General features: G+C 51.3%; 20 protein-coding genes. 11 read left to right on the plus strand and 9 right to left on the minus strand.

The features are described from left to right. Positions 1–135 precede the first annotated feature (135 nt). From U0026_RS15005 to clpS, 3 genes are all read right to left on the minus strand, one after another. Positions 136–1,539 (minus strand): CBM96 family carbohydrate-binding protein, encoded by a 1,404-nt coding sequence (locus U0026_RS15005; RefSeq protein WP_062778885.1) that lies wholly within the window; start codon positions 1,537–1,539, stop codon positions 136–138. A gap of 157 nt (positions 1,540–1,696) precedes the next feature. Further along, a complete protein-coding gene (gene clpA / locus U0026_RS15010) occupies positions 1,697–3,973 on the minus strand; it encodes an ATP-dependent Clp protease ATP-binding subunit ClpA (RefSeq protein WP_062778888.1) in 2,277 nt (758 codons plus the stop codon). 29 nt (positions 3,974–4,002) lie between these two features. Then, a complete protein-coding gene (clpS, locus tag U0026_RS15015; protein ID WP_062778891.1) occupies positions 4,003–4,323 on the minus strand; it encodes an ATP-dependent Clp protease adapter ClpS in 321 nt (106 codons plus the stop codon). A gap of 390 nt (positions 4,324–4,713) precedes the next feature. Here clpS and cspD point away from each other — a divergent pair, with 390 nt between their 5' ends. Then, positions 4,714–4,941 carry a cold shock-like protein CspD gene (gene cspD / locus U0026_RS15020; protein WP_062778894.1) on the plus strand — a complete coding sequence of 76 codons (228 nt, stop codon included), beginning with the start codon at positions 4,714–4,716 and terminating at the stop codon, positions 4,939–4,941. An 81-nt stretch (positions 4,942–5,022) separates the two neighbouring features. On the opposite strand, the gene macB is transcribed toward cspD, so the two are convergent. Further along, the gene (gene macB / locus U0026_RS15025) at positions 5,023–6,963 is read right to left on the minus strand and encodes a macrolide ABC transporter ATP-binding protein/permease MacB (protein WP_062778897.1); all 1,941 of its coding nucleotides are present in this window, start codon (positions 6,961–6,963) and stop codon (positions 5,023–5,025) included. After that, positions 6,960–8,075: a macrolide transporter subunit MacA gene (macA, locus tag U0026_RS15030; protein ID WP_062778900.1), complete on the minus strand. Its 1,116-nt coding sequence runs from the start codon at positions 8,073–8,075 to the stop codon at positions 6,960–6,962. Before macA ends, macB begins: the two co-directional genes overlap by 4 nt. Positions 8,076–8,237: 162 nt before the next feature. Between macA and U0026_RS15035 the strand changes: the two genes are divergently transcribed. Next, a complete protein-coding gene (locus U0026_RS15035) occupies positions 8,238–9,188 on the plus strand; it encodes a VirK/YbjX family protein (RefSeq protein WP_062778903.1) in 951 nt (316 codons plus the stop codon). A gap of 171 nt (positions 9,189–9,359) precedes the next feature. After that, positions 9,360–10,316, plus strand: coding sequence for a VirK/YbjX family protein (locus U0026_RS15040; protein ID WP_062778905.1), 957 nt, complete (start codon positions 9,360–9,362; stop codon positions 10,314–10,316). On the opposite strand, the gene U0026_RS15045 is transcribed toward U0026_RS15040, so the two are convergent. Further along, complete coding sequence (locus tag U0026_RS15045) at positions 10,313–11,971, minus strand: ATP-dependent endonuclease (RefSeq protein ID WP_062778908.1); 1,659 nt, start codon at positions 11,969–11,971, stop codon at positions 10,313–10,315. The two genes, U0026_RS15040 and U0026_RS15045, sit on opposite strands and share 4 nt — an antisense overlap. A gap of 366 nt (positions 11,972–12,337) precedes the next feature. Between U0026_RS15045 and aqpZ the strand changes: the two genes are divergently transcribed. The 4 genes from aqpZ to hcr all read left to right on the plus strand — a co-directional run bounded on the left by aqpZ (position 12,338) and on the right by hcr (position 16,938). Next, positions 12,338–13,030 carry an aquaporin Z gene (aqpZ, locus tag U0026_RS15050; RefSeq protein ID WP_062778911.1) on the plus strand — a complete coding sequence of 231 codons (693 nt, stop codon included), beginning with the start codon at positions 12,338–12,340 and terminating at the stop codon, positions 13,028–13,030. A 228-nt stretch (positions 13,031–13,258) separates the two neighbouring features. Continuing rightward, a complete protein-coding gene (locus U0026_RS15055) occupies positions 13,259–14,158 on the plus strand; it encodes a LysO family transporter (protein ID WP_062778914.1) in 900 nt (299 codons plus the stop codon). Between the two features lie 148 nt (positions 14,159–14,306). Beyond that, positions 14,307–15,959 carry a hydroxylamine reductase gene (hcp, locus tag U0026_RS15060; protein ID WP_062778917.1) on the plus strand — a complete coding sequence of 551 codons (1,653 nt, stop codon included), beginning with the start codon at positions 14,307–14,309 and terminating at the stop codon, positions 15,957–15,959. Positions 15,960–15,969: 10 nt separating this feature from the next. Then, complete coding sequence (gene hcr, locus U0026_RS15065; RefSeq protein WP_062778920.1) at positions 15,970–16,938, plus strand: NADH oxidoreductase; 969 nt, start codon at positions 15,970–15,972, stop codon at positions 16,936–16,938. Positions 16,939–17,074: 136 nt separating this feature from the next. Here hcr and U0026_RS15070 read toward each other — a convergent pair whose 3' ends face one another. Continuing rightward, a complete protein-coding gene (locus tag U0026_RS15070) occupies positions 17,075–17,314 on the minus strand; it encodes a type II toxin-antitoxin system RelB/DinJ family antitoxin (protein ID WP_062778923.1) in 240 nt (79 codons plus the stop codon). A gap of 258 nt (positions 17,315–17,572) precedes the next feature. Here U0026_RS15070 and U0026_RS15075 point away from each other — a divergent pair, with 258 nt between their 5' ends. The 3 genes from U0026_RS15075 to U0026_RS15085 all read left to right on the plus strand — a co-directional run bounded on the left by U0026_RS15075 (position 17,573) and on the right by U0026_RS15085 (position 20,332). Next, positions 17,573–18,346, plus strand: a complete 774-nt coding sequence (locus U0026_RS15075; protein WP_062778926.1) for an LEM-3-like GIY-YIG domain-containing protein — start codon at positions 17,573–17,575, stop codon at positions 18,344–18,346. Positions 18,347–18,550: 204 nt separating this feature from the next. Next, entirely contained in the window at positions 18,551–19,444 is an 894-nt protein-coding gene (locus U0026_RS15080; RefSeq protein ID WP_062778929.1) for a hypothetical protein, read from the plus strand. A gap of 693 nt (positions 19,445–20,137) precedes the next feature. Continuing rightward, positions 20,138–20,332: a hypothetical protein gene (locus U0026_RS15085; protein WP_126440796.1), complete on the plus strand. Its 195-nt coding sequence runs from the start codon at positions 20,138–20,140 to the stop codon at positions 20,330–20,332. Between the two features lie 144 nt (positions 20,333–20,476). Here U0026_RS15085 and U0026_RS15090 read toward each other — a convergent pair whose 3' ends face one another. Together U0026_RS15090 and U0026_RS15095 are read right to left on the minus strand one after the other, a co-directional pair. Further along, positions 20,477–21,715, minus strand: a complete 1,239-nt coding sequence (locus U0026_RS15090; protein ID WP_000219087.1) for an IS110-like element ISEsa2 family transposase — start codon at positions 21,713–21,715, stop codon at positions 20,477–20,479. Positions 21,716–22,221: 506 nt separating this feature from the next. Beyond that, positions 22,222–22,500 (minus strand): SymE family type I addiction module toxin, encoded by a 279-nt coding sequence (locus U0026_RS15095; RefSeq protein WP_062775070.1) that lies wholly within the window; start codon positions 22,498–22,500, stop codon positions 22,222–22,224. A 298-nt stretch (positions 22,501–22,798) separates the two neighbouring features. Here U0026_RS15095 and U0026_RS15100 point away from each other — a divergent pair, with 298 nt between their 5' ends. Beyond that, positions 22,799–24,427 (plus strand): FAD-NAD(P)-binding protein, encoded by a 1,629-nt coding sequence (locus U0026_RS15100; protein ID WP_062775066.1) that lies wholly within the window; start codon positions 22,799–22,801, stop codon positions 24,425–24,427. The last annotated feature ends 208 nt before the right edge of the window (positions 24,428–24,635 follow it).

Consider the following 24,635-nt stretch of genomic DNA (forward strand, 5'->3'; position numbering starts at 1 on the left):
AATGAGCGTCTGGCGCGAAGTTCGCCGAGCGCTATTTGCCGGATAATGCCTCGCTTAACGCGGGGCATTTTTTTATCGAAAAAAAAGCGCCAGATTATCGGCGCTTTTTGTCGATGCGAGAGACTAATAATACAATCAGATTTCCGGGGTGGTTTTAAAACCGCTCAGCATCAACATAGGTTCTTGTTCTGCTGAAACAGGATCAAACTGATAATGGTTACCCTGACGGTCACCACCGATATACCACGAAATCTCTGTTTTCCCCTCAGCCAGCGCTTTGCGTACCGCTTTATCGACATCCACCATGCGGTACTCGCGTTTATTGTTCAGATATAACGAAGCATCAGAACTGTAGTTACACGACGGGCGATGGTTCCAGGTAACGCTATCCGCATTCCAGTCGTTACTTGCCGGATAGAAGAAGATTTGGTCGGCGCCGTTGGTTTCGACTTTGCCCCCGTAAATACGCACGCTGTATTTAAATAGTGACGCATCCTGACCTTGCGGCAGCGGCGGTATGGCAAATTTGACCAACGTCATCGTTTCCGGATTTTTCGTGCGGCCACCATTTTTCCAGTTATCGCTGATATCCAGATTTTCCGGTACCGCATGTTTTGCATCCGGTTCCTCACTCATCACCAGCGCATTCTCTTCCACGGTTGTGAAGCCATAAGGCACCGCACTACCGCAATCAATGCCTTTGTTCATACAGCGTTCAGTCATATAGTGCGCCGCGTCTACCGTCCAGCCATTCATAAAATCAGCATGAGCGGAGTAAATGCTGCCCCAGTGTTCCTCGCGTACATCGCCATTCATGACCGGGTCCATCGAAAGCTCAATTTTCGCTGTATCGAGCGTTTTAATCTGCGGCAGCACGTAGGCAATGTTCATGTTAACCGTCGGCACTTTCACCGGATAGCCCGTTGGGCATGCGCCGTTAACGTCATAAGTTGCATTACTGTGTCCGTGTGTCGGCTTCAGATTGACGCCGTCCCAGCAGTTAGGGAACTGAATACCAATATTGAACTGCACCGCATCACCGGCTTTGCGAAGCCCGCAGACCTCCCCTGCTTTGTTGCTATATCCCTTACCATTTGCACACAAGAAAGTGATGCGCGAACTCGGTGCCGAGCCGTGGTGATCGCCTGCAAGTAACTCCAGACCCGCCGGGTACGGATGCAATGGATACTGCTCAACCTTGTTCGTCTGGTAATACGTTTTCTGATAGGCCGGTGTCACCACCTGACCATCCGGAAGCTTCATTGATGGCGCCCAGTACGCTGAGCTATCCGCTTTGTTGTCACACGTAGTTTCCGGCTGCGCACGCAGCGTCTTGTAGGTTGAGACGGCATCCGTATGCGTATTGCCGAAGAAATCATGCCACATCGCCTGATTTGGCTTGCCAAACATCATGATCGCATCGTCACCCAATGTATGGTGATAGGCACACACTACATGGGCTTGAGGGCCTGCGTGGGCGGCAAAAGCCGTAACGGATAATAGTGGGATAAGGCTCAGCGTGAGCGGATTTAGTTTCATTTTTGCACTCCTTCCTTGTTAGTAGGGGTGCAGAAATAGCAAAGAGGGGGGGATGTTACACATCAGCAAACATCATTTTGGCTCATTCGGCACGCATAAAAAAACCGGGCTATTCACTCACCAGCCCGGTTTTTATCCACTTCACCTAATTCAGCCCTTAATGCGCCGCTTCCGGTTTATGCTTCTGCGCACTCTGGAAGTCGTAGGTCAGCTCGTTTTTGTCTTTATCGAGCGCCACGGTGACCTGACCGCCGTCAACCAGTGAACCAAACAGCAGTTCGTTAGCCAGCGGTTTCTTCAGGTTATCCTGAATCACACGCGCCATTGGACGCGCGCCCATTGCACGGTCGTAGCCTTTTTCGGCCAGCCAATCGCGTGCTTCCTGGCTGACTTCCAGCGACACGCCTTTCTGATCCAACTGAACCTGCAACTCGACGATAAACTTATCCACCACCTGATGGATAACGTCAGTCGACAGATGATCGAACCAGATAATATTATCCAGACGGTTGCGGAACTCTGGCGTAAAGATCTTTTTGATCTCTTCCATCGCGTCGGTGCTGTTGTCCTGATGAATAAGGCCAATCGATTTACGCTCGGTTTCACGCACGCCGGCGTTGGTGGTCATCACCAGCACTACGTTGCGGAAATCGGCTTTGCGACCGTTGTTATCCGTCAGCGTGCCGTTGTCCATGACCTGCAACAACAGGTTAAAGACATCCGGGTGCGCTTTCTCGATTTCGTCCAGCAGCAGTACCGCATGAGGATGCTTAATCACCGCATCGGTCAGCAGGCCGCCCTGGTCAAAACCGACGTATCCCGGAGGCGCACCAATCAGACGGCTCACCGTATGACGTTCCATATACTCGGACATATCAAAACGCAGCAGCTCAATACCCATCGCCTTCGCCAGCTGCACGGTCACTTCTGTTTTACCGACCCCGGTAGGGCCCGCAAACAGGAATGAACCAACAGGACGATGATCGTGGCCAAGACCAGCGCGGCTCATCTTGATGGCTTCAGTCAGGGCATCAATCGCTTTATCCTGACCGAATACCAGCATTTTCAGGCGATTACCGAGATTTTTCAGCGTATCGCGATCGCTCTGGGAAACGCTTTTCTCCGGGATACGCGCAATGCGCGCGACCACGGATTCAATGTCCGCCACGTTGATCGTTTTCTTACGCTTGCTCACCGGCATCAGACGCGCACGCGCACCGGCTTCATCAATCACGTCAATCGCTTTATCCGGCAGATGACGGTCGTTGATGTATTTCACCGCCAGTTCCACCGCCGCACGCACCGCTTTGGCGGTATAGCGAACGTCATGGTGAGCTTCATATTTCGGTTTCAGGCCGTTAATAATCTGTACGGTCTCTTCCACCGACGGCTCGGTAATATCAATTTTCTGGAAACGACGCGCCAGCGCCCTATCCTTCTCAAAGATATTGCTGAATTCCTGGTAGGTGGTTGAGCCCATCACCCGAATCTTGCCGCTGGAAAGCAGCGGTTTGATGAGGTTTGCCGCATCCACCTGGCCGCCCGACGCCGCACCCGCACCAATAATGGTGTGGATTTCGTCGATGAACAGAATACTGTTGGTATCCTGCTCTAACTGCTTAAGCAGCGCTTTAAAGCGTTTTTCGAAATCACCGCGATATTTGGTGCCCGCCAGCAGCGAGCCAATATCCAGCGAGTAAATGGTGCAGTCAGCCATGATTTCCGGCACGTCACCGCGCACGATACGCCATGCCAGACCTTCGGCAATGGCGGTTTTACCGACGCCAGATTCCCCCACCAGCAGCGGGTTATTTTTACGACGACGGCAGAGCACCTGAATGGTGCGTTCCAGTTCTTTGTCGCGACCAATCAGCGGGTCAATTCCGCCAACACGAGCAAGCTGGTTAAGGTTGGTGGTGAAGTTTTCCATACGATCCTCCCCGCCTGCTTGCTCTTCGTTCGTCTGCTGACTTGCAGCATCAGAAGGCTGGCTCGGCTCGTCTTTACGCGTGCCGTGAGAGATGAAGTTAACCACGTCAAGGCGGCTGACTTCATGTTTACGCAGAAGATACGCAGCCTGCGACTCCTGCTCGCTGAAAATCGCCACAAGGACGTTCGCGCCGGTCACTTCGCTGCGCCCGGAAGACTGGACGTGGAAGACCGCGCGCTGGAGAACACGCTGGAAGCTGAGCGTCGGTTGCGTTTCGCGCTCTTCTTCACTGACCGGCAAGACCGGCGTGGTTTGTTCGATGAAGGCTTCGAGTTCCTGACGCAGCGCCACTAAATCGACCGAACACGCTTCCAGCGCTTCACGGGCAGATGGGTTGCTGAGCAGAGCCAGCAACAAGTGCTCTACGGTCATAAACTCGTGACGGTGCTCACGCGCTCTGGCGAAAGCCATGTTTAAACTGAGTTCCAGTTCTTGATTGAGCATTGGCACCTCCCCCAATTTTCATGCCTGTATCAGGCTTGTTCCAGCGTACACAACAGTGGATGCTCGTTGTCCTTCGCGTACTGGTTCACCATCGCAACTTTGGTTTCAGCGACTTCTGCCGTAAATACACCACAAATTGCTTTACCTTGATAGTGAACCGCTAGCATCAGTTGCGTTGCACGTTCTACATCATAAGAAAAGAATTTTTGTAACACGTCAATAACAAACTCCATCGGAGTGTAATCATCATTGACCAATATCACTTTATACATCGACGGGGGTTGAAGCCCATCCTTAAGTTTATCTGCCGTAAGCTGGTCGAAGTCCAGCCAGTCTCTGGTCTTACTCATTGTCAGTCATCATCGTCGGTGTCATCTCGTGTTACTGACGAGTCGGTCTACACGTCGAGTCTCGAATTATTGGAGGGATTTATGACACATTCCCTGCCAGCTACGTGACTGTCCGTTTCTGTGTATACAGGCTCTGAATTTACTGTAGATCATAGATAGCTATCACCTATAGCTGTCATTCGCGAACTCTGTCACATTCCCGTCAATAGCGTTAACTGCTTCAAATTTTGATGCATTTTCCCCCTTTAGCCTCCCTCAAACGCTTGACGCACTGCTCGAAATATCTAAATTGTACTGGCGAGAGTTGGTGAGGTTTTGAACAATCCTGACTCCACCACCGGTTCATTCCATCTTATAAACGTATAATAGAATTACGAAGGATGTCGAAGTATGGAAATGGGTACTGTTAAGTGGTTCAACAATGCTAAAGGGTTTGGTTTTATTTGCCCGGAAGGCGGTGGCGAAGATATCTTCGCTCATTACTCCACCATCCAGATGGATGGTTACAGAACGTTAAAAGCCGGGCAATTCGTCCATTTTGATGTCCACGAGGGGCCGAAAGGCAATCATGCCAGCGTCATTATTCCCGTGGAAGCACAAGCAGAAACAGCCGCCTAGGTTACTGCCCCATTGTGTACATCCCGCTATCAAAATGCCAGCCCTTCTGACTGGCATTTTTTCATCTCTTTTTTAGCGCGATTATTCCCGCGCTAATGCATCCACCGGATCAAGCCTCGCCGCGTTCCGCGCCGGTAACCAGCCGAACAATACCCCGGTTATCGTCGAACAGATGAATGCCGTCAAGAGCGCCAGCGGTGAGAAACCAATCTCCCAGCCCGGCAAGACCAGTTGCAACAGCAGCGCAATCATCAAGGACAAAGTCACACCCAGCGCGCCGCCCACAAGGCATACGAGAATGGCCTCAATCAAAAATTGCTGCAGCACGTTGCTGGCCCGCGCACCTACCGCCATACGAATACCAATTTCTCGCGTGCGTTCGGTCACCGACACCAGCATGATATTCATCACCCCAATGCCCCCGACCACCAGCGAGATCACCGCCACCAGCGTTAAGAACAACTGTAATGTATGTGTGGTGCGTTCTGCCGTTTTCAAGACGCTGTCCATGTTCCAGACGAAGAAATCTTTCTTGCCGTGGCGCAAACTCAGTAATCGGGTCAGTTGCTGCTCTGCAATACTGCTGTCGTAGCCCTCTTTCACCCTGACGGTAATCGAGTTTAGCCACGCCTGCCCCATCACCCGCCCGGACATCGTCGAATACGGTAGCCAGACGCGCAGCACTTTGCTGCTGCCAAACATCGACTGCTTCTCATCAGCTACGCCAATGATCGTGGCTGGCGTATTACCCACGAGGATCACTTCTCCCACCACGCTGGCCTTATTCGGAAACAGCTGGCGGCGTGTGTTGCTGTCCAGAATCACCACCTGCGAACGCTCTGCCGCCTGCACTTCGTTGAAGGTATTCCCTTCGCTAAAGGTCATGCCATAGACGCTGAAGTAGTGCTGACCAATCCCCTGCACGCTGGCAGCAACATCGATATTACCCGCACGTATACGCAGATTTTTTGACACCGAAGGCGTGACTGAACTGACCCACGACTGTTTTTCAATGGCCAGCAGATCGTCATATTTCAATGACTGCTGATATTGCGGATCGTCATCACCAAAATCTTTTCCCGGATAGACGTCAATGGTATTGGTGCCGATGGCGCGAATATCAGCCAGTACCATCTGCTTGGCGGCATCGCCAACCACCACAATCGACACCACCGAGGCAATCCCGATAATAATCCCCAGCATAGTCAGCAAGGTGCGCATCTTATTCGCCACCATCGCCCGCCACGCCATCGACAGCGCTTCACGGAAGCTGTTGCTAAACTGCCGCCAGCCGGAAACATTCTGCGTGACCGGCTCACGCGCCGCGACCGTACTTTCCCGCGCAGGCGGGTTACGAATAATTTCACCGTCACGAATTTCAATCACCCGCTCAGCTTGCGCGGCCACCAACGGGTCGTGGGTGACGATAATAATCGTATGGCCCTGCTCTTTAAGCTGATGAAGAATGGCCATCACCTCTTCACCAGAATGGCTGTCGAGTGCGCCAGTCGGTTCATCTGCCAGAATAACCTGACCGCCGTTCATCAGCGCACGGGCGATACTGACGCGCTGCTGCTGGCCGCCGGAGAGCTGCGACGGGGCATAATCAACCCGGTCCTGCATGCCCAGACGTTGTAACAGCTGTTTTGCCCTTTCCAGCCGCGCTTTGCGCTCCATCCCGGCGTAAACGGCCGGAACTTCGACGTTCTGCGCCGCCGTCAGATGTGACAGCAGATGATAGCGCTGGAAGATAAAACCAAAATGCTCGCGCCGAAGCTGCGCCAGCGCGTCGCCGTCCAGCGTCGCCACGTCGGTTCCCGCCACTCGATAGGTGCCACTGGTCGGTTTATCCAGGCAGCCGAGAATATTCATCAACGTGGATTTACCGGAACCCGATGCCCCGACAATCGCCACCATTTCCCCGGCGTTAATTTGCAGGGAAATACCTTTAAGTACCTCAACGCTGCCATCGCCGGATGGGTAGCTTCGTCGAATGTCCGTCAGTTCAAGCAAGGCGGTCATTTTTCGGCTCCGGCTTTGCCTTCCCCGGTAATCACTTCATCGCCCGCGTCCAGTCCCTTGGCTATCTCAACATCGGTATCGTTACGCGCACCGATGACCACTTCGCGCGTTTTCACTTCGCCATTGCGCAGCAGACGCACGTTGTAGCGATTATCGCCGACGTTATCACCCAATGCCGAAAGTGGAATCGTCAGCACGTCATTCACGCCGCCGAGCTGAATATGCACCTGTGCGGTCATCTCAAGGCGCAACACGCCTTTCGGGTTCGGCACTTCAAAACGGGCATAGTAGAAGATGGCATCGTTTACCTTCTCCGGGGTAGGCAGAATATCTTTGAGCGTCCCTTCATAGCGAGTCAGCGGATCACCCAGCACCGTAAACCAGGCCTTCTGACCCGGTTTGAGGTGGATAACGTCCGCTTCAGATACCTGCGCTTTCACCAGCATCGTGCTCAGATCCGCTAGCGTCAGAATGTTCGGCGCCTGCTGAGCGGCGATAACCGTCTGTCCCTGCAGGGTGGTGATTTGCGTCACTTCTCCGCGCATCGGGGCGACAATACGGGTGTAATCAAGGTTGGTCTTAGCCGTATCCAGTGAGGCCTGGTTACGTTTAATCTGCGCATCGATAGTGCCAATTTGCGCCTGCTTGACCGCCATTTCGGTGGCAGCAGTATCCAGATCCTGACGGGAGACCGCCTGAGTCTGCGCCAGTCGCTGCTGACGCGAATACGTCACGCTAGCGAGCTTCCATTGGGCCTGTGCTTGCTTACGCTGCGCATTGAGCTCCATCAGCGTCGCTTCGACCTCTTTTATCTGGTTTTGCGCCTGTTCAGGATCGATAACGCCTAAAAGCTGATCTTTCACCACTTTATCGCCGATATTTACTGACAGCGTTTTAAGCTGCCCACTCACCTGCGCCCCCACATCCACTTTACGTAGCGCGTCGAGTTTCCCGGTTGCCAACACGCTTTGTTCTAAAGCGCTTTTACGCACAATTAATGTCTGGTAATTGGGCAATGGCGCATTGAGCGTTTTCCATACGTAAATAACCGCAATTAATATCAGGATAATTGCAATCAGATATCGTTTTTTAAATTTTCCCTTGATGATCATAAAAATCCTGAGTTCCCCAGTTTATTCGACAGGATGAAAAAACTAACTTCAACGAAAGCTCAACACCGAGAAAGAAAACCCCAAAAATCACCAGGTGATTGAGATTGTGTTTAGCTTTCCGATTGTAAAATACTGAAAATTTTTATATTTGGGTCGTAAACCATGTCACAGCTTAGCGATAATTCACTCACCGAATCTCACCAGTTCACCGGTCTTGGGCTCTTTTTTAGCCTTTTTCGCGGTCAATGGCGACCAGGTGAATTCTGGAATAAACGCAGCTTTCGACGGAAGTTTATGCTGCGCTCTCTGCTGATGCCACGCTTAAGCCGTGAATGGATGCATGAACTGTCGCAGTGGTCCAATCTCGATACGCTGTTAACCCGACAACCCCGCCTTCCTGTGCGCCTGCACCGCCCGTATCTGGCGGTGAATTTTAGTCGCCATCAGGTGCTGGATGCGCTGCGTTATCACTATACGCTGTTGTCTGCGGCGATGTCCTCTGAAGAGTTGTCGACCTACCTGAATACACAGGCTTTACCTTTGGCGCAAATTGAAGGCAAAAATGGTGAGATTTTTACCTTCGAGCTGACGATGCAGGTTAACCTGGATAAAGAAGGTGATAGTACAATCCTGATGCGCAATAGCGACGGGGATGTTCTGGCTGAAATGACCTTTAGTATTCTGGCGTATGAAAACAAGCGCACGCTGTTTATCGGCGGACTACAGGGCGGGAAAAGCGATCTGCCACATGAAGCTATTCAGGGCGCCACCAAAGCCTGCCACGGCCTGTTCCCAAAACGTCTGGTGATGGAAGCGGTGTGCCGTTTTGCTGAGCGCCTGCAGGTTGAGCAAATTCTTGCGGTCAGCAATGACGTACATATTTTCCGTGGCGAACGTTACCAGGATAAGAATAAAAAAATCCTCTCCGATTACAATTCATTCTGGGAAGCAGTCGGCGGTGAATGCGATAAACAGGGCTATTTCCATATCCCGCTTAATATCGCGCGCAAAGATGAGTCAGAGATCGCCAGTAAAAAACGCGCGGAATATCGCAGACGCTATCAGCTACTCGATACGATCCAGTTACAGATGGCTGATTTATTTAACCTCTAGTTGCTACCGTTTTCCACAACGTCAACAGGCGTTGTGGAATCTTCAACAACATCAAATGTAAATAATCAATCAACAAGATTATATCTATTACATTCATTTCCTCTCCGTTTAAATTCGATTGTCCCTCACTCTGCTGAAATACTCGCATCCTTCCAGAGATGAGATTTCCCGATGTCCAGCCTTGTTGAACTTCCCCATTCCTTAGCGCCACAACCTGAATCTAGCTGGCAATTATTTCGCCTGCTATCGAGTGGTACATTGACACCGGGAACTGCCTGGAAAAATCCCGCCTACCGACGCAAATTCATGCTGCGCAGCATGAGTACCCCGCGCATGACCGGGAAGCTATTGGCCCGCCTGGCTTGCCAACCGCAACTGATGCAAATCCTCAACGTACAACCCGGTTTGCCGTGCCGCCTGCACCGCCCGTGGCTCTCAATCCACATGCGTCATCAGCAAACAATTGATGCGCTGTGCTTCCACTACCACCATATGCTCAACAAGCTGCCGGTGAACGTCGCCAGCGGCTATCTTTCAGCTCACGGCGCACAATTGGCGGTGATTGAAGGCAAAGAGGGTCAGCGCTATAGCATTCGCCTGCGCGCAGATGCAATGCAGGACAAAGAAGGGGAAGCCACGCTAACATTTCACGATGAAGACGGCACCGTATTGGCAGAACTGACCTTCACGCTGTGTCAGTATCACGGCGTCAATACGTTCTTTATTGGCGGCCTACAGGGCGCCAAAGCGAATGTGCCGCATCAGTTGATTCAGTCAGCCACTAAAGCCTGTCATGGATTATTCCCGAAACGCCTGGTTGTGGATGCCCTGCTGACGTTGGGGGTACAACTGTCGGTTGAACACGTGCGCGCCGTCAGTAATGAAACACACATCTATCGCAGCCTGCGCTACCGTCGCAAAAAACGCGATGTGCTGCATGCGGATTACAACAGTTTCTGGGAATCCTTAAGCGCGACGGTCGATGGTGAAGGCGATTACGTGCTGCCGTTAGCACTTGGGCGTAAAACCATGGAAGAGATTGCCAGTAAGAAGCGAGCGGAGTATCGCCGTCGCTACACGCTGCTGGATGCGCTCCAGCAGCAAATCAGCGAGAGCACTCAGCGTTAATCTGCCTTCCCGCGTGCCAACCAGACCACGCGTGAAAACATCTTCTTCAGCAGCGGCGGTACAGCATCAATGCCGCGCCGCCCCGCTTCCATCGCCACCTCAATCGCTAAATCTGGTTTTGAAGAGCGGTGAATCGCTTTGGTGATCACCCGGCGCATATTCATAGGAATATTTTCTGGCAACTGGGCAACGCGATGGTAAACATTGGAAAACCCTTGCTTATACATAAAGTGTTCCATATCCAGCGCGGGTAACGTGGTCAGATGATAGCGCTCCTGCTCACGGTCGTTATTGAGCAGCCCACGCACGGTAGCCGCGTATTTTTTCCCCGCCTCATCGCCATCCACCAGCACGTGCCACTCAATGCCCATCCGCCGGGCAAACTTAATCAGCGGCTTTAAGCCAGATTGGGCAAACTCGATAACCTTGATACCTTCCGCATCAAAATGGTGCCCACACTGGCGCGCCAGTTCGTTAATCACCCAGGTTTCGGTTTCGCCTTCCACCAGCAGCCAGCAGCGGGCAAACAGCGAGGAAGCGCGATTAAAGCGGATGTGAAAGGAGATTCGTCGGCTATCCTCAGCGTTCATTCCCTCCGGCCCTAGCCGCCAGGCAGCAACGCGGGAGGATTCTCGCACCAGGCGGCAGACATTCTGCATCGGCGTTAATGACAACAGCTCGCCGGAATTGGTGGTGGCAATGCGTTGCAGCGGCATCAGATTAAGCAGGCTCCACGCCACCGACAGCATAATCGGGTGGAGTCGCGTTTCCGGGTCTTCCACCAGCAGTAGCGGACGCGCGTCCTTATCCAGCCTGACCGCCCCTTTCGCCTGTAACAACGTGGCGAACATCCCCAGCAAGATCACCCGGTGGTTGCGCGCGCCGGGTTTATCGATCATGCGATTGATTAAATCCAGGTAGCGCCAGCTGCGCTGTTCATCGTGCGAACGACGACGCATCAAACGCTGAATAGCAGGCCCGGAGCCCTGCTCAGAGAAGTAGTGCTCCAGCAGTTGTCCCATTGCCGCCAGCCCCTGACGGATTTGCCCATCGCTGAGATTTTGCGGACTGGTCACCAGTTCGCGGGAGAGAAAATCGAGCTGGCGAGCGGTAATTTCCACGTCCGGCACGTTCGGTACCGTGCCGTTACGGATACGGCGCATAAAGCGAGCATCGCGCAGACGCAGCACTGGCATTAAGCGAATCAACTCCCGCGCTCTGGCGTCAATATCGTCCAGCTCCAGCGCGTGGCCATTGCTATCGATAAAACTGCGCAGGGTCAGGACGCTACCGTCGGCGGCAAGCTCACCTTCCAGACGGTAAAAAATACGCTGATAGCCGTCATCACACAGCGTCCAGCAGTCAGAGAGACCACGGTAACGCCGTCCGCGGCTTCGCCCCGGTTCATTTTCACGGAAAGTCAGAATGATATGCAGGTGGTGTTCGCGCCCTTCGACATCGCCCGGGGGGAACCAAAAATCGTTATGAACAAAGTGGTACAGGCCCTCGTGCGGAGAGAGCAGCAGCGTTAACGCATCAAGCAGGCTTGATTTACCCCATGCGTTCTCGCCGATTAAGACGTTATTCTCCTCCAGCATTAACGATAAACGATTAATGCCGCGAAACCCTGCAATCTCGGTGCGTTCAAGAAGCATAATCCCTCCGTAACACTGCCATCCGTCGTTATCGCAGTATAGCGGCATGCAAGGTGGTTGACACCCGCCCCGGCACGCACATTTTACTCGTCCGATGCTTTATTAACCATGGCGAGTAATAAAGTGCGTTCTCAATCACCTAACGCGAATATTCCGAAAATAATGCACTACACTCAAAATCAAAGAATGAATTGCTTAAGGAATAACACCACATTGTTTTGCATCAAAGTTCACGTCTTTATTTAACTGGTTAAAGGATGCCGTTAGTTTCTAAAATAGCGCGGACTATACCTTCCCCCCATTTTAGGTAGGTATAAATTCTGTCGTCATCCTTTGTGACGATAATATTTTTGATTCGAGGTGGTTATGTTTAGAAAATTGGCTGCAGAGTGTTTCGGCACCTTCTGGCTGGTATTTGGTGGTTGCGGTAGCGCGGTTCTGGCTGCAGCATTCCCGGAATTAGGCATTGGTTTTGCCGGTGTCGCACTGGCATTCGGTTTAACCGTTCTGACGATGGCTTATGCCGTCGGTCATATCTCTGGCGGTCACTTTAACCCAGCGGTTACCCTGGGCCTGTGGGCTGGCGGTCGCTTCCCGGCGAAAGACGTGATTGGCTATATTATCGCGCAGGTTGTCGGCGGTATTATTGCTGCGGCTATTTTGTACCTCGTTGCCAGCGGTAAAGCGGGCTTTGATGCAGCAGCAAGCGGCTTTGCTTCTAACGGTTACGGCGAACACTCACCGGGCGGCTTCTCTATGCTTTCCGCTATCGTGATTGAAATCGTACTGACCTGCGGCTTCCTGATTGTGATTCACGGTGCGACTGATAAAAATGCACCGGCAGGCTTTGCTCCGATCGCTATAGGCCTGGCGCTGACCCTGATTCACCTGATCAGCATTCCTGTGACTAACACCTCTGTGAACCCGGCGCGTAGTACTGCGGTCGCCATTTTCCAGGGCGGTTGGGCGTTGAACCAGCTGTGGCTGTTCTGGCTGATGCCAATTATTGGCGGTATCCTCGGTGGCCTGATTTATCGCAACCTGCTGGAAAAGAAATAAGATCCTGGTAGGCCCCGCTGTGCCTGATGGCGTTACGCTTATCAGGCCTACAGGACCGTAGCCCGGGCAAGGCGTGTACGCCGCCCCCGGGGTAGCTCGGTGCATCATCAGCCTACCCTCGCAAAGGCCCGGATTCTCCGGGTCTTTCTTTTTTAACGGCTTTACTCAGTATGCGGTTTTAGGTAGTGTCTCTGCGCTATTTCAATACTGCAAGGAACTGTGTCAGCCATGTTATCTGGATTGCTCATCATTCTGGTGCCGTTAATTATCGGCTACCTTATTCCCCTGACCCACCGAGGCGCACTCGGGCTCATTAATCGCCTGCTGAGCTGGATTGTGTACCTTATTCTCTTTTTCATGGGGATCAGTCTGGCATTCCTGGATAATCTGGCCACAAACTTACTGGCCATTTTTCATTATTCCGCCATTAGTATTGTGGTTATTCTGGCCTGTAATACGGCAGCGCTCTTGTGGCTGGAAAAAATCCGCCCGTGGGGTCACCCTAAACATCAGGAGAAATTACCCTCCCGTTTAGCCATGGCACTGGAATCATTAAAACTGTGCTTCGTGGTCGTCGCTGGTTTCGTTCTCGGACTGAGCGGCCTTTCCTTTTTACAGCACGCCACCGCCGCCAGCGAATATACGCTGATCTTCCTGCTGTTCCTGGTGGGTATTCAGCTGCGTAATAGCGGCATGACGCTTCGCCAAATTATTCTCAACCGTCGCGGGATGCTAATTGCGTTGGTTGTCATTGCCAGTTCAATGGTCGCGGGCGTCATCAACGCCTTCCTGCTCGGCCTGCCGATTAAAACCGGACTGGCGATGGCCTCCGGCTTCGGCTGGTATTCACTCTCAGGCATTCTGCTCACCGACGCCTACGGCCCGGTTATCGGCAGCGCCACCTTCTTTAATGACCTGGCGCGCGAACTGGTGGCGATTATGTTGATTCCTGGCCTGGTACGCCGCAGCCGCTCCACCGCGCTCGGCCTGTGCGGTGCCACCTCGATGGACTTCACCCTCCCCGTCCTGCAACGCTCCGGCGGCGTAGAGATGGTGCCTCCCGCCATCGTTCACGGCTTTGTCTTAAGCCTGCTGGTTCCTATCATGATGGCCTTCTTCACCGCGTGATACCTCTCTGGCGGTAGCCCCAGCTGCCGCCAAAATTGCGCTAAATCAACCTCTCTTTAAGTTGCACCAAAAAGACCTTTTCAAGGCTTAGATCCAGGCTTACCCTTAAACATGTATATTAAATATAACTTTAAAAAAAGGTGTGACCATGTTTTGTGTGCAATGTGAACAAACCATCCGTACTCCGGCAGGAAACGGCTGCTCTTACTCACAGGGTATGTGCGGGAAGACTGCTGAAACATCCGATCTGCAGGATCTGTTGATTGCCTCCCTGCAAGGTCTGTCCGCATGGGCGGTGAAAGCACGTGAATACGGCATCATCAGCCACGACGTTGATAACTTCGCCCCGCGCGCGTTCTTCTCTACCCTGACCAACGTTAACTTCGACTCCCCACGTATCGTTGGCTACGCTCGCGAAGCGATTGCCATGCGTGACGCGCTGAAAGCGCAGTGCCTGGTCGTTGACGCGAAAGCTTGCGTTAACAACCCTATGGCTGACCTGCAATTGGTGAGCGACGACTTAGGTGCGCTGCAACAGCAGGCCGCTGAATTTACCCCGAACAAAGACAAAGCAACCATCGGCGAGAACATCCTCGGCCTGCGTCTGCTGTGCCTGTACGGCCTGAAAGGTGCGGCAGCTTACATGGAGCACGCCCACGTTCTGGATCAGTACGACAACGACATCTACGCTCAGTACCACAAAATCATGGCGTGGCTGGGTACCTGGCCTTCCGATATGAATGCTCTGCTGGAGTGTTCCATGGAAATCGGCCAGATGAACTTCAAAGTGATGAGCATTCTGGACGCCGGTGAAACCACCAAATACGGACACCCAACGCCAACTCAGGTCAACGTGAAAGCGACCGAAGGCAAATGTATTCTGATCTCCGGTCACGACCTGAAAGACTTGTACAACCTGCTGGTACAAACCGAAGGCACCGGCGTTAACGTCTATACCCACGGTGAAATGCTGCCAGCACACGGCTACCCAGAGCTGCGTAAATTCAAACACCTGATCGGTAACTACGGCAGCGGCTGGCAGAACCAGCAGGTTGAATTCGCCCGCTTCCCAGGCCCAATCGTGATGACCTCCAACTGCATCATCGACCCAACCGTTGGCGCATACGATGACCGTATCTGGACGCGTAGCATCGTCGGCTGGCCAGACGTGAGCCACCTGGAAGGTGACGACTTCGGTCCAGTTATCGCACAGGCACAGCAAATGGCGGGCTTCCCGTACAGCGAAATCCCACACCTGATCACCGTAGGTTTCGGTCGTCAGACCCTGCTGGGTGCCGCGGATTCTCTGATTGATCTGGTAAGCCGTGAAAAACTGCGTCACATCTTCCTGGTCGGTGGCTGCGACGGCGCACGCGGCGAACGTAACTACTTCACCGACTTCGCTACCAGCGTACCGGACGACTGCCTGATCCTGACTCTGGCCTGCGGTAAATACCGTTTCAACAAACTGGAATTCGGCGATATCGAAGGCCTGCCGCGTCTGATTGATGCCGGTCAGTGTAACGATGCGTACTCTGCCATCATTCTGGCGGTCACCCTGGCTGAGAAACTGGGCTGTGGCGTGAACGACCTGCCGCTGTCTCTGGTGCTGTCCTGGTTCGAACAAAAAGCGATCGTGATTCTGCTGACCCTGCTGTCCCTGGGCGTGAAAAACATCGTGACTGGCCCAACCGCGCCTGGCTTCTTCACGCCGGATCTGCTGGCTGTTCTCAACGAGAAATTCGGTCTGCGTTCCGTGACCACCGTTGAAGAAGACATGAAGCAGCTGCTGAACGCGTAAGGAGTAAAAAATGACAATGCCAACTCATCAGTGCCCATGGCGGATGCAGGTTCACCACATCCAACAGGAAACGCCGGACGTATGGACGATTTCGTTGCTATGCCACGACGCGTACCCATACCGTGCCGGGCAGTATGCACTGGTCAGCGTACGTAACTCAGCGGAGACGCTGCGCGCCTACACCATCTCTTCAACGCCGGGCGTTAGCGAATACATCACGCTGACCGTCCGCCGCATTGACGACGGTGCCGGTTCACAGTGGCTGACCCGCGACGTGAAGCGCGGCGATTACATCTGGCTGTCCGACGCGATGGGTGAATTCACCTGTGAAGATAAAGCGGAAGACAAGTTCCTGATGCTGGCCGCCGGCTGTGGCGTGACGCCTATCATGTCGATGCGTCGCTGGTTGGCGAAGTACCGTCCGCAGGCTGACGTACAGGTCATTTTCAACGTCCGTTCACCGGAAGATGTGATTTTTGCCGACGAATGGCGTCAGTACCCGGTCACGCTCGTTGCGGAAAACAAAGCCACCCACGGTTTTGTTTCTGGTCGCCTGAGCACCGAACTACTGAAAAGCGTACCGGACCTGGCTTCTCGCACCGTCATGACCTGCGGCCCCGCGCCGTATATGGATCTGGTGGAAAAAGAAGTGAAAGCGCTTGGCGCCACCCGCTTCTTTAACGAGAAGTTCTTCACGCCTGTTGCCGAAGCGGCGACCGATGGTTTGAAGTTCACCAAGCTGCAACCGGCGAAAGAGTTCTACGCACCTGTCGGCACCACGCTGCTGGACGCGCTGGAAAGCAACAAGGTTCCGGTAGTTGCCGCATGCCGTGCGGGCGTTTGCGGTTGCTGTAAAACGAAGGTGGTTTCCGGCGAGTATACGGTGAGCAGCACGATGACGCTGACCGACGCAGAAATTGCTGACGGCTTTGTGCTGGCGTGTTCGTGTCACCCGCAAGGGGATTTAGTGCTGGCGTAGTTCGGTATGTGATGTGATAAGGGCCGCCTGGGTTCACTGGGCGGCCTTTTTTTTGTTGTGAGTAGCTCACGAACCGTGGAACACATCTTTCGCTATTCCTTTAGCGCACGTTCGTCAAAATCCAGATGATAGGCCATTAAAGATCATCCATGGTCACACGCACAGGTTTTGGGTTGCGGAGACGCTCTTTAACGATCTCAACCAATTCGGCATCTTCGTCACTTAACAGAGTCCGTTTGAAAGGCAGACGCTCGTTGTCAGCAATATACTCCAACATAAGGCGCAGGGCTTCAGAGGGGGTAATCCCAATTTTTTCCAACGCGGCATAAGAACGGGCTTTGAGATCGTCGTCGATGCGCAGATTGATGCTACCCATTTTGAACACCTTTTGTGTATACAAATGTCATTACAATTATTGCTTTGGTGGGTGGGGATGGCAAGCAGCTGAGGAGCGAAGTGCTGTTAAGGCGGTTATCCGAAGGGGTAAGTATGAAGGTCGGCAATGTGCCAAAAGCGGACATTGCTTATTTATGACGGTAAAAATCGTAATACTAACTATTGGGGACTATAAGTTGTCAATCGACAGTATTCTGTTTATTTTGCAACCCATCAGTTAAATTTCAGGCGTTGTTATATGGATATTAATGAATTTCCGGCAGGAGTAATCGAACATCTTGGCTGGTATGTATACCGCCTAATTGATCCGAGGGATGGCAGTACGTTCTACGTAGGGAAAGGGAAAGGTAATCGTGTCTTTGCTCATATGCGTGGTGAGGTTGCAGCAATGGATGATGATGAGTTACTTAGTAACAAACTCAAGCAACTTCGAGAGATCAGATTAGCCGGTCTTGAGGTTATCCATGTTATTCATCGGCACGGTATGGCTGAAGAAAAGACTGCTTACGAGGTTGAAGCAGCACTCATAGACGCCTATCCCGGTTTAACTAACATTATGAACGGTGCTGGCAGTAATGAGTTCGGTGCTGCGCACATAAAAGAGTTAATCGCTACGTACCAGCCTGAAACAATTGCGTTCCAACACAAGGCCCTAATGATATCGGTTAACAGGAGCTCAAAGGATATTGACCTCTATGATGCTGTACGGTTTAGCTGGCGTGTCAGCGTTGAACGAGCTCGTAAGGCTGAGGTCATACTTGCGATAGTAAGAGGTATCGTTAGGGGCGTATATATTGCTGATGAGTGGCTCAAGTCTACTCGTGAGAATTTCCCGGAGATGGCTTCATGGGATGCAGATGATGAATTTGAAGCTACTCAAAGTTCCCGCTTTGGTTTCCGGGGTAGGGCTGCATCTCCTGAAATTACACAGCTTTATATAGGTAAGAAGATCCCTGATGACCTCAGAAAGAAAGGTGCTATGTCTCCTGTGAGATATTCTCCTGAGTTTTGATTTCGGAATGGAACTGGATTTTAGATTTTAGCCAATTTTCACGCATGACGAGAAAGCCCGTCATAGTTGGTTCCTTAGTGCCAGGATCGGAGGTAACGGGGAAGAGTGAACGCGAAAATAATAAAAGAAAGTCGTTGTAGTTACTGCTTATCCTTACTCAGGTTATAAATACAATTCTTCTATGAATACTTAATTGGAAAATAAATGACCCCTGCAGATTTTGAAGAGTCTGAATATCGTGGCCCACTATACAACCAGCTGGAGCATGGTAATCATCTTGTTTGGGAGCCAGGTCAAGTCTTTGAAAAGCATATTGGAATTGATCGCGCGTCCTACATAACGCATCGCTATTTTTGGGAATTGCATAAAAGCAATTATCCTATGACTGGAGTGATTTTAAATAATTATAATTGGGATTACATATGGGATAAAAGAAAAAAAACGAAAATCCTACCCGATTTCAATTTAAATCTTTTCCTGCAAGCTAAACGTCCTCATTCGGGTACCCGCCCAGCCAAAAAGTTAAAGGATAAGGGTATTATTGGAGACTATTGGAAGTTTTCCGTTACACCACACCAGCAAATTGCGCTTGAAAAAATGGAGCAGGCTTTGCATGGAAAAGCCATCGTTTGCTATGCCGCACCTGCTTTCCATACTCAGAGTGATTTGTATAGTCATACAAGAAATCAGACTATAGTTCAAAATAGTACGTTTCCGCCTGTGGGGGATCTTAAAACGCATGGTGCGTGGTATTACGAAAATGGGGGGGTAAAGGGGGTGGGTAATCCCGACTTCGTGCACATCGAATTCGATTCCTTACAAACTCGGATTGAGAGGCTTATTGAAAATGCGCAACCCACAAGTGAAAGTGCTGAACAATCACTCAGCAAACTAGCTAATGCTGTTATTAGTATTGTTTCAGAGGTTCAGGAACCATCTGCTGTAGAGATCTGGTTTCAGTATTTACTCTCACGCATAGATGATCTTAATATACCAGAACAATACAATATAAATGATGCATTAAAGCATTATATGCAGGTCATGGCTTTTTGTACTGTCTATCACCTAAACTGGCTAGTAATTGGAAAAGGAGGGTAACTAGTAGATCATTTGAAGGTAGTTCAGCCCGAGTTGTATGATCTGATCCATCGGCAAATATCACAACTAACCAACCAGACGGGGCGGGGACGATCATAGCACCAATTCCCCGTAACGGATAACGCGCTATGCATAAAACAGATCCTTTAACTGAAAGCACGGGCAAACCGCCAAAATATTTCCGCTAGCAACTACGCCTCGTCCTCTTAAGGCGTGCTGAAGTAAACTTCCGCTCCTCGCTCATAGCGGACCTGAGGACCTACTGGTAGGTCCGCTTCGTGCCAGAAGCGGACAAAGGGTTGGTTGCCCTTTACGGGGACTTGTTGAATAAATCACTTTTGATGAGATGGTAGTTCAACAATAAAGAATAAATTTAGATTAAATCAAAAATTTGGAGACGCTCTCAAGCTACCAGACGATGTCAAACTCACTAAAATTCGATTAATTCAAAAAAGCTGGCTTTCAGGTAATGCTGTCAACCTGTTGATGACTATTTTAATCTGTAGTCATTCAATCCTTGTAACATCAGGATGATCCTGGTGTCAGTGAAAATACGAAATCAACACGTTGGTATCATTACCGGCTTTCATACTAATAAACGATTTGCTTATTGAATTATAAAGTGGTAGATATATTTTTTGGCTGAATGTGATTTTCACTTTGTTTAGGTGTTTTCATTACATAGGAACGGTTATGGAATTTATTGCTTGGACTCTTTTTGTAGTTGGTTTATGTCTTCTTGTGGTTGGCACTATTCAATCCAGACGTCACCATGCTTTAGTTAAGACTAATATAAGAGAGGCGGTTAAAACAAGTGATGGTAATGTTCCTATGTGCTCAGGGTTTATTATTTTTTTAATAGGTCTTATTATATTAAATGTTGGATGAATAATTCAATTATTACTGATAATGAAAACAAAACGAAGATATATTTGCTCCCCCGGACATTACGGGTCAGAAAAGTAGAAGATTGAGACGATTTATTACGTTCCTCAACGTCCGCTTCACGCCCTGAGACATTCGACAAGCTTTTTATGGCTTCAGTAAGGGCGAGTGTCTCGCTTCGAGAGCCAGCAAATATTTCGCTTCGTCATAACAGGTTCTGGCCTTCCAGCAGCGGTAAATGATCCTTATCCATTTGAACGCCAGTGCCCGGATCGCAGACTGATGAGATTTGCCCTTTTCTCTGAGGCCCTGATAATACAGTTTGGCCCAGTATGATGAATTAACCGTCTTGGCAGCCCATTCAACAAAGGTCTGCCTGACGAACTTGGCACATTGCCATCGCCAGTGAACCCAGGATTTTTGGCCGCTTCGTTCGGTCACCGGTGCTATACCTGCGTAGTTTTGAATTTCTTCAGCGCTGTTAAACCGGTCACGGTTATCACCAAGTGCAGCAAGCATCCGTGGGCCCATGCACGGTCCCATGCCCGGAAGTGATTTGAACAGCCCCGCATCTGGCAATGTGTCAAACAGCGTTTCGATTCGTTCGTCATAGGTTTTGATGATTTCACTCACGACTTTAATTTGTGTCGCCAGTGCTGCTGCCATCAAAGCATTAGCCTCTATAACACTCGGGTCTGTAGTCAATGGGATCGCATTATCAATACTCGCAACACGTTGCTCGGTAAGGGCCATAGCGCGACCACCTTTGGCATTCAGAAAGTTGCGGATCGTGTCGCGTCTGGCTCGTTTCAGTTGTTGCAGACTGGGCCACCGGATAATCAGCTCACACAACAGTAAGCTACCCCGATGTGAGAACCACTCCAGTGGCTGAGGATAATACTGTTTAAGCGTGTTGATTATCCGGTTCACAAAGCGTCGTTTATCTTCAACCAACTGACGACGTTGCTCAACCAGTTGCTGAAGTAAGCGAATATCCGCATTGTCGGGTTCAATAGCTTTTATCTTCTGGGGGTAACGCAGCATTAACTCTAATGCCAGCTCGGCATCCTGCGGATCATCTTTAGCGCCGCTGGGCGAGAAGGCTTGCCGATAACGAGCCAGGGACAATGCGTGGACGGGGAAAACGGTGATAAAGGGGTATTTTTGAAGAGCATATACCACGGGGCCCTTCTTCAGTTCGAGAGCTATTGCGATTCTACCTTTTACTTTCTGGTGTAACTCAGTAAGCCAGGCATCAAGCGCTTCTGCTGTATGTTCAATCACATCGAATACGCGTTCACCGTTTTTAAACTGAACACAGACATCGTGTTTTTTATCAGCCCAGTCCAGACCAACGTGCGCAGCAAATTGATTAGTCACAGTCATCACCAACTCCTTTTTATCGGGGATTGGTATGCATTCCACGCTCTTCGAAAGAAATATAGCCAGCAGTTTATCTGCATGCCCTGAGTATTCGTTAGCGAACGTGGAGCACCTACTGGCTCGAAAGAAAAGCGGCGATCATCACATGATTCTCGCTCAATATTCGTAACCAGTAAGCGCATACCCTGAATCACTTCAAAGTGTAATTCTCAGGGTACGAATGACTATACCTCGCTCAAAGCAGACTTCCACCAATAACTAAATTTTTGAAAAAATTGGTACTCATGGCAAAGGTATCTTCGGGTAGCCCGACCGAGCGAAGTGACGCCAGGAACATCCCCGGAGTCGGTGCTAACGCACCTCGTCCGGGCTACCGATTGGTGTAGGCCGGATAAGGTGTAGCGGCAATCTGCGCAATTGTGCCTGATGGCGCTACGCTTATCATGCTTACATGTTGCAGGTATTCACAGTATCTACTTGGCGAATGAACCCTGAAACGTTTCCTTCCCCTACTCCACCGCCGTTACCGCCAACTTCACCAACCGCAGTTGCTCCCTCAACTCCGTCACCTCATCCTTATCCGGAATCAGCACAATACAATCCACAGCAATCTTAACCGTTACGCCAATTCCGGTATCAAACCCGGCCTCCCGCAACCACTTCCCGCTCAAATTCAGCGCAGGTGTGCTGGTATCGCCACGATTAGGCACATAGCCGACGGTATAACGACGTTGAGTTTTAACGGGTTCTTGAGATGCTGGTTGAATCTGGGTAGGAATCGTAGTCATAAGGGCGACCTCCTGTAATGGGTTTCATTTCCGCCAACGAATGCACTGGCGCGTCATGTATAACCTGTAACTTTTTGCAGGAGGCTAATCCGGCACCTGATTTTGCAGGTGCCCGTAAAAGGTATCTCTCTCCCCTGCACGCGACAAGCCGCTTTTCCAGCCATAATCCGAATCTGGAATCCTCCTCGCAAAAAGGCGAGCATAAACATTTCACCCATCAATTTTTCAACCACAATTAACATTCACAAACTAATCAATACTCCCGACCCTCCGTCGAGCTTTTCAAAAAAGGAACCCCATGAAAAAAGTCGCTATCGTCGGCGTCGGCCCCACCGGGATCTACACCTTTCATGCGCTGGTGGAACGCGGCGAACCATTGGAAGTGCTGCTCTATGAACAAGCCGAACAGGCGGGCGTCGGCATGCCCTACAACAATGAAAACAACTCCGAACATATGCTGGCAAACATCGCCAGCATCGAGATCCCACCCATTGAGATCACCTACCTGACGTGGCTCCAAAACCAAAGCGACGACTACCTGGCGCAATTTGGCGTGGAGCGCACCGCCCTTCACGAGCGGCAGTTTTTGCCGCGCGTGCTCCTCGGCGACTATTATCGCGATCGCTTTTTAGCCCTCGTCGACAAGGCGCAGAAATTGGGTTTTGCGGTTTCCGTACATGAGTCCTGCGAAGTCACCGACCTGCGCGCGAATCCGAAAGGTGTCTCACTGTGGATAAACCACAAGCCTCAGCCGGTTGATGTCGATTTCGCCGCTATCGCCACCGGCCATCTGTGGCCTGAATCGGATGCCCCGTCGCGTCAATATTTCCCCAGCCCGTGGACTGGCCTGATGGACGCTCAGATTAGCGCCTGTCGGGTGGGTATTCTGGGCACCTCATTAAGCGCTATCGACGCGGCGGTCGCCGTGGTGTGTCAACACGGCACCTTCACTAGCGATGCTGACGACACAATCCGCTTTATACGTAAACCGGGCAGCCAACGCCTTAAACTGACCCTGATGTCGCGTACCGGCGTGCTGCCAGAGGCGGATTTTTACTGCCCTCTTCCCTATGAGCCGCTGACTGTCGCCACCGAAGACGCTATTGCGCACACTATTTCACAAGGTCAGAACGGATTACTGGATCGCATCTTCTGGCTTATCGTGAAGCAGTTGCAGGAGGCGGCACCGCAATGGAGCCAGCAGATAGAGCTTGAAACGCTCACTGCCGATACGTTCTCCGAGGCTTGTTTTGCTGACCGCATCCATCACGATCCGTTTGACTGGGCGAGGCTCAATCTGCTGGAAGTTGAACGCAATAAACAGCAGCAGCACACCGTGGCGTGGCGCTACACCCTGCTGCGGCTGCATGAGGTTATCGAAGATATCGTGCCGCATCTCGATGAGGCTGACCGTGCACGCTTCAAACGCGGGCTGTCGCGGGTGTTCATCGATAACTATGCCGCCATTCCCTCTGAATCTATCCGTCGACTGCTGGCGCTGCACGACGCTGGGTTGATTGAGATACTGGCGCTAGGGGCCGATTATGAACGCAAAAATGAACAGGGAAAGACGGTTATCGTCCACGATAATCAGCGCCGTGAATTTGATGTGTTTATTGATGCTCGTGGGCAAAAGGCGCTGAAAAGTAAAGATATTCCTTTCCCCGCATTGCGTGAGCAGCTTCTGGCCTGCGGTGATGACATCCCGGATATTGGTGAGGATTACACCCTGCAAGCGCCGGAAAACGCCCGTGGGCGCATTGCCTTTGGTGGGTTGCCGTGGCTGATGCATGACCGTCCGTTTATTCAGGGTCTGGTGGTCAGCGCGGAAATTGGCGCGGCGATGGCAAACGCATTGGCTACAAGCGCAGTGAGGCGTCGGCGAAAATGGTGGAGCAATGAGGAGCGGGATTTCCCATCGGATTAAATCAAAATGCTAACGTATTACGCTATAAAGAAAACCAGCACCGTACCGTCCCCTCGCCCCTGTGGGGACAGGGTTATGGTGAGGGGGTAACCAGGTTAAAAAATCGTCTTAATTACGGCACGGTAACCCTCACCCCAACCCTCTTCCTTAAAAAGGGAGAGGGGGCTGACCGTGCTAATACTGGGGTTTATCACGTTTCTCGCCAAGG

Source organism: Kluyvera intermedia, from assembly GCF_034424175.1.
In the GTDB taxonomy this organism is placed as follows: domain Bacteria; phylum Pseudomonadota; class Gammaproteobacteria; order Enterobacterales; family Enterobacteriaceae; genus Kluyvera; species Kluyvera intermedia.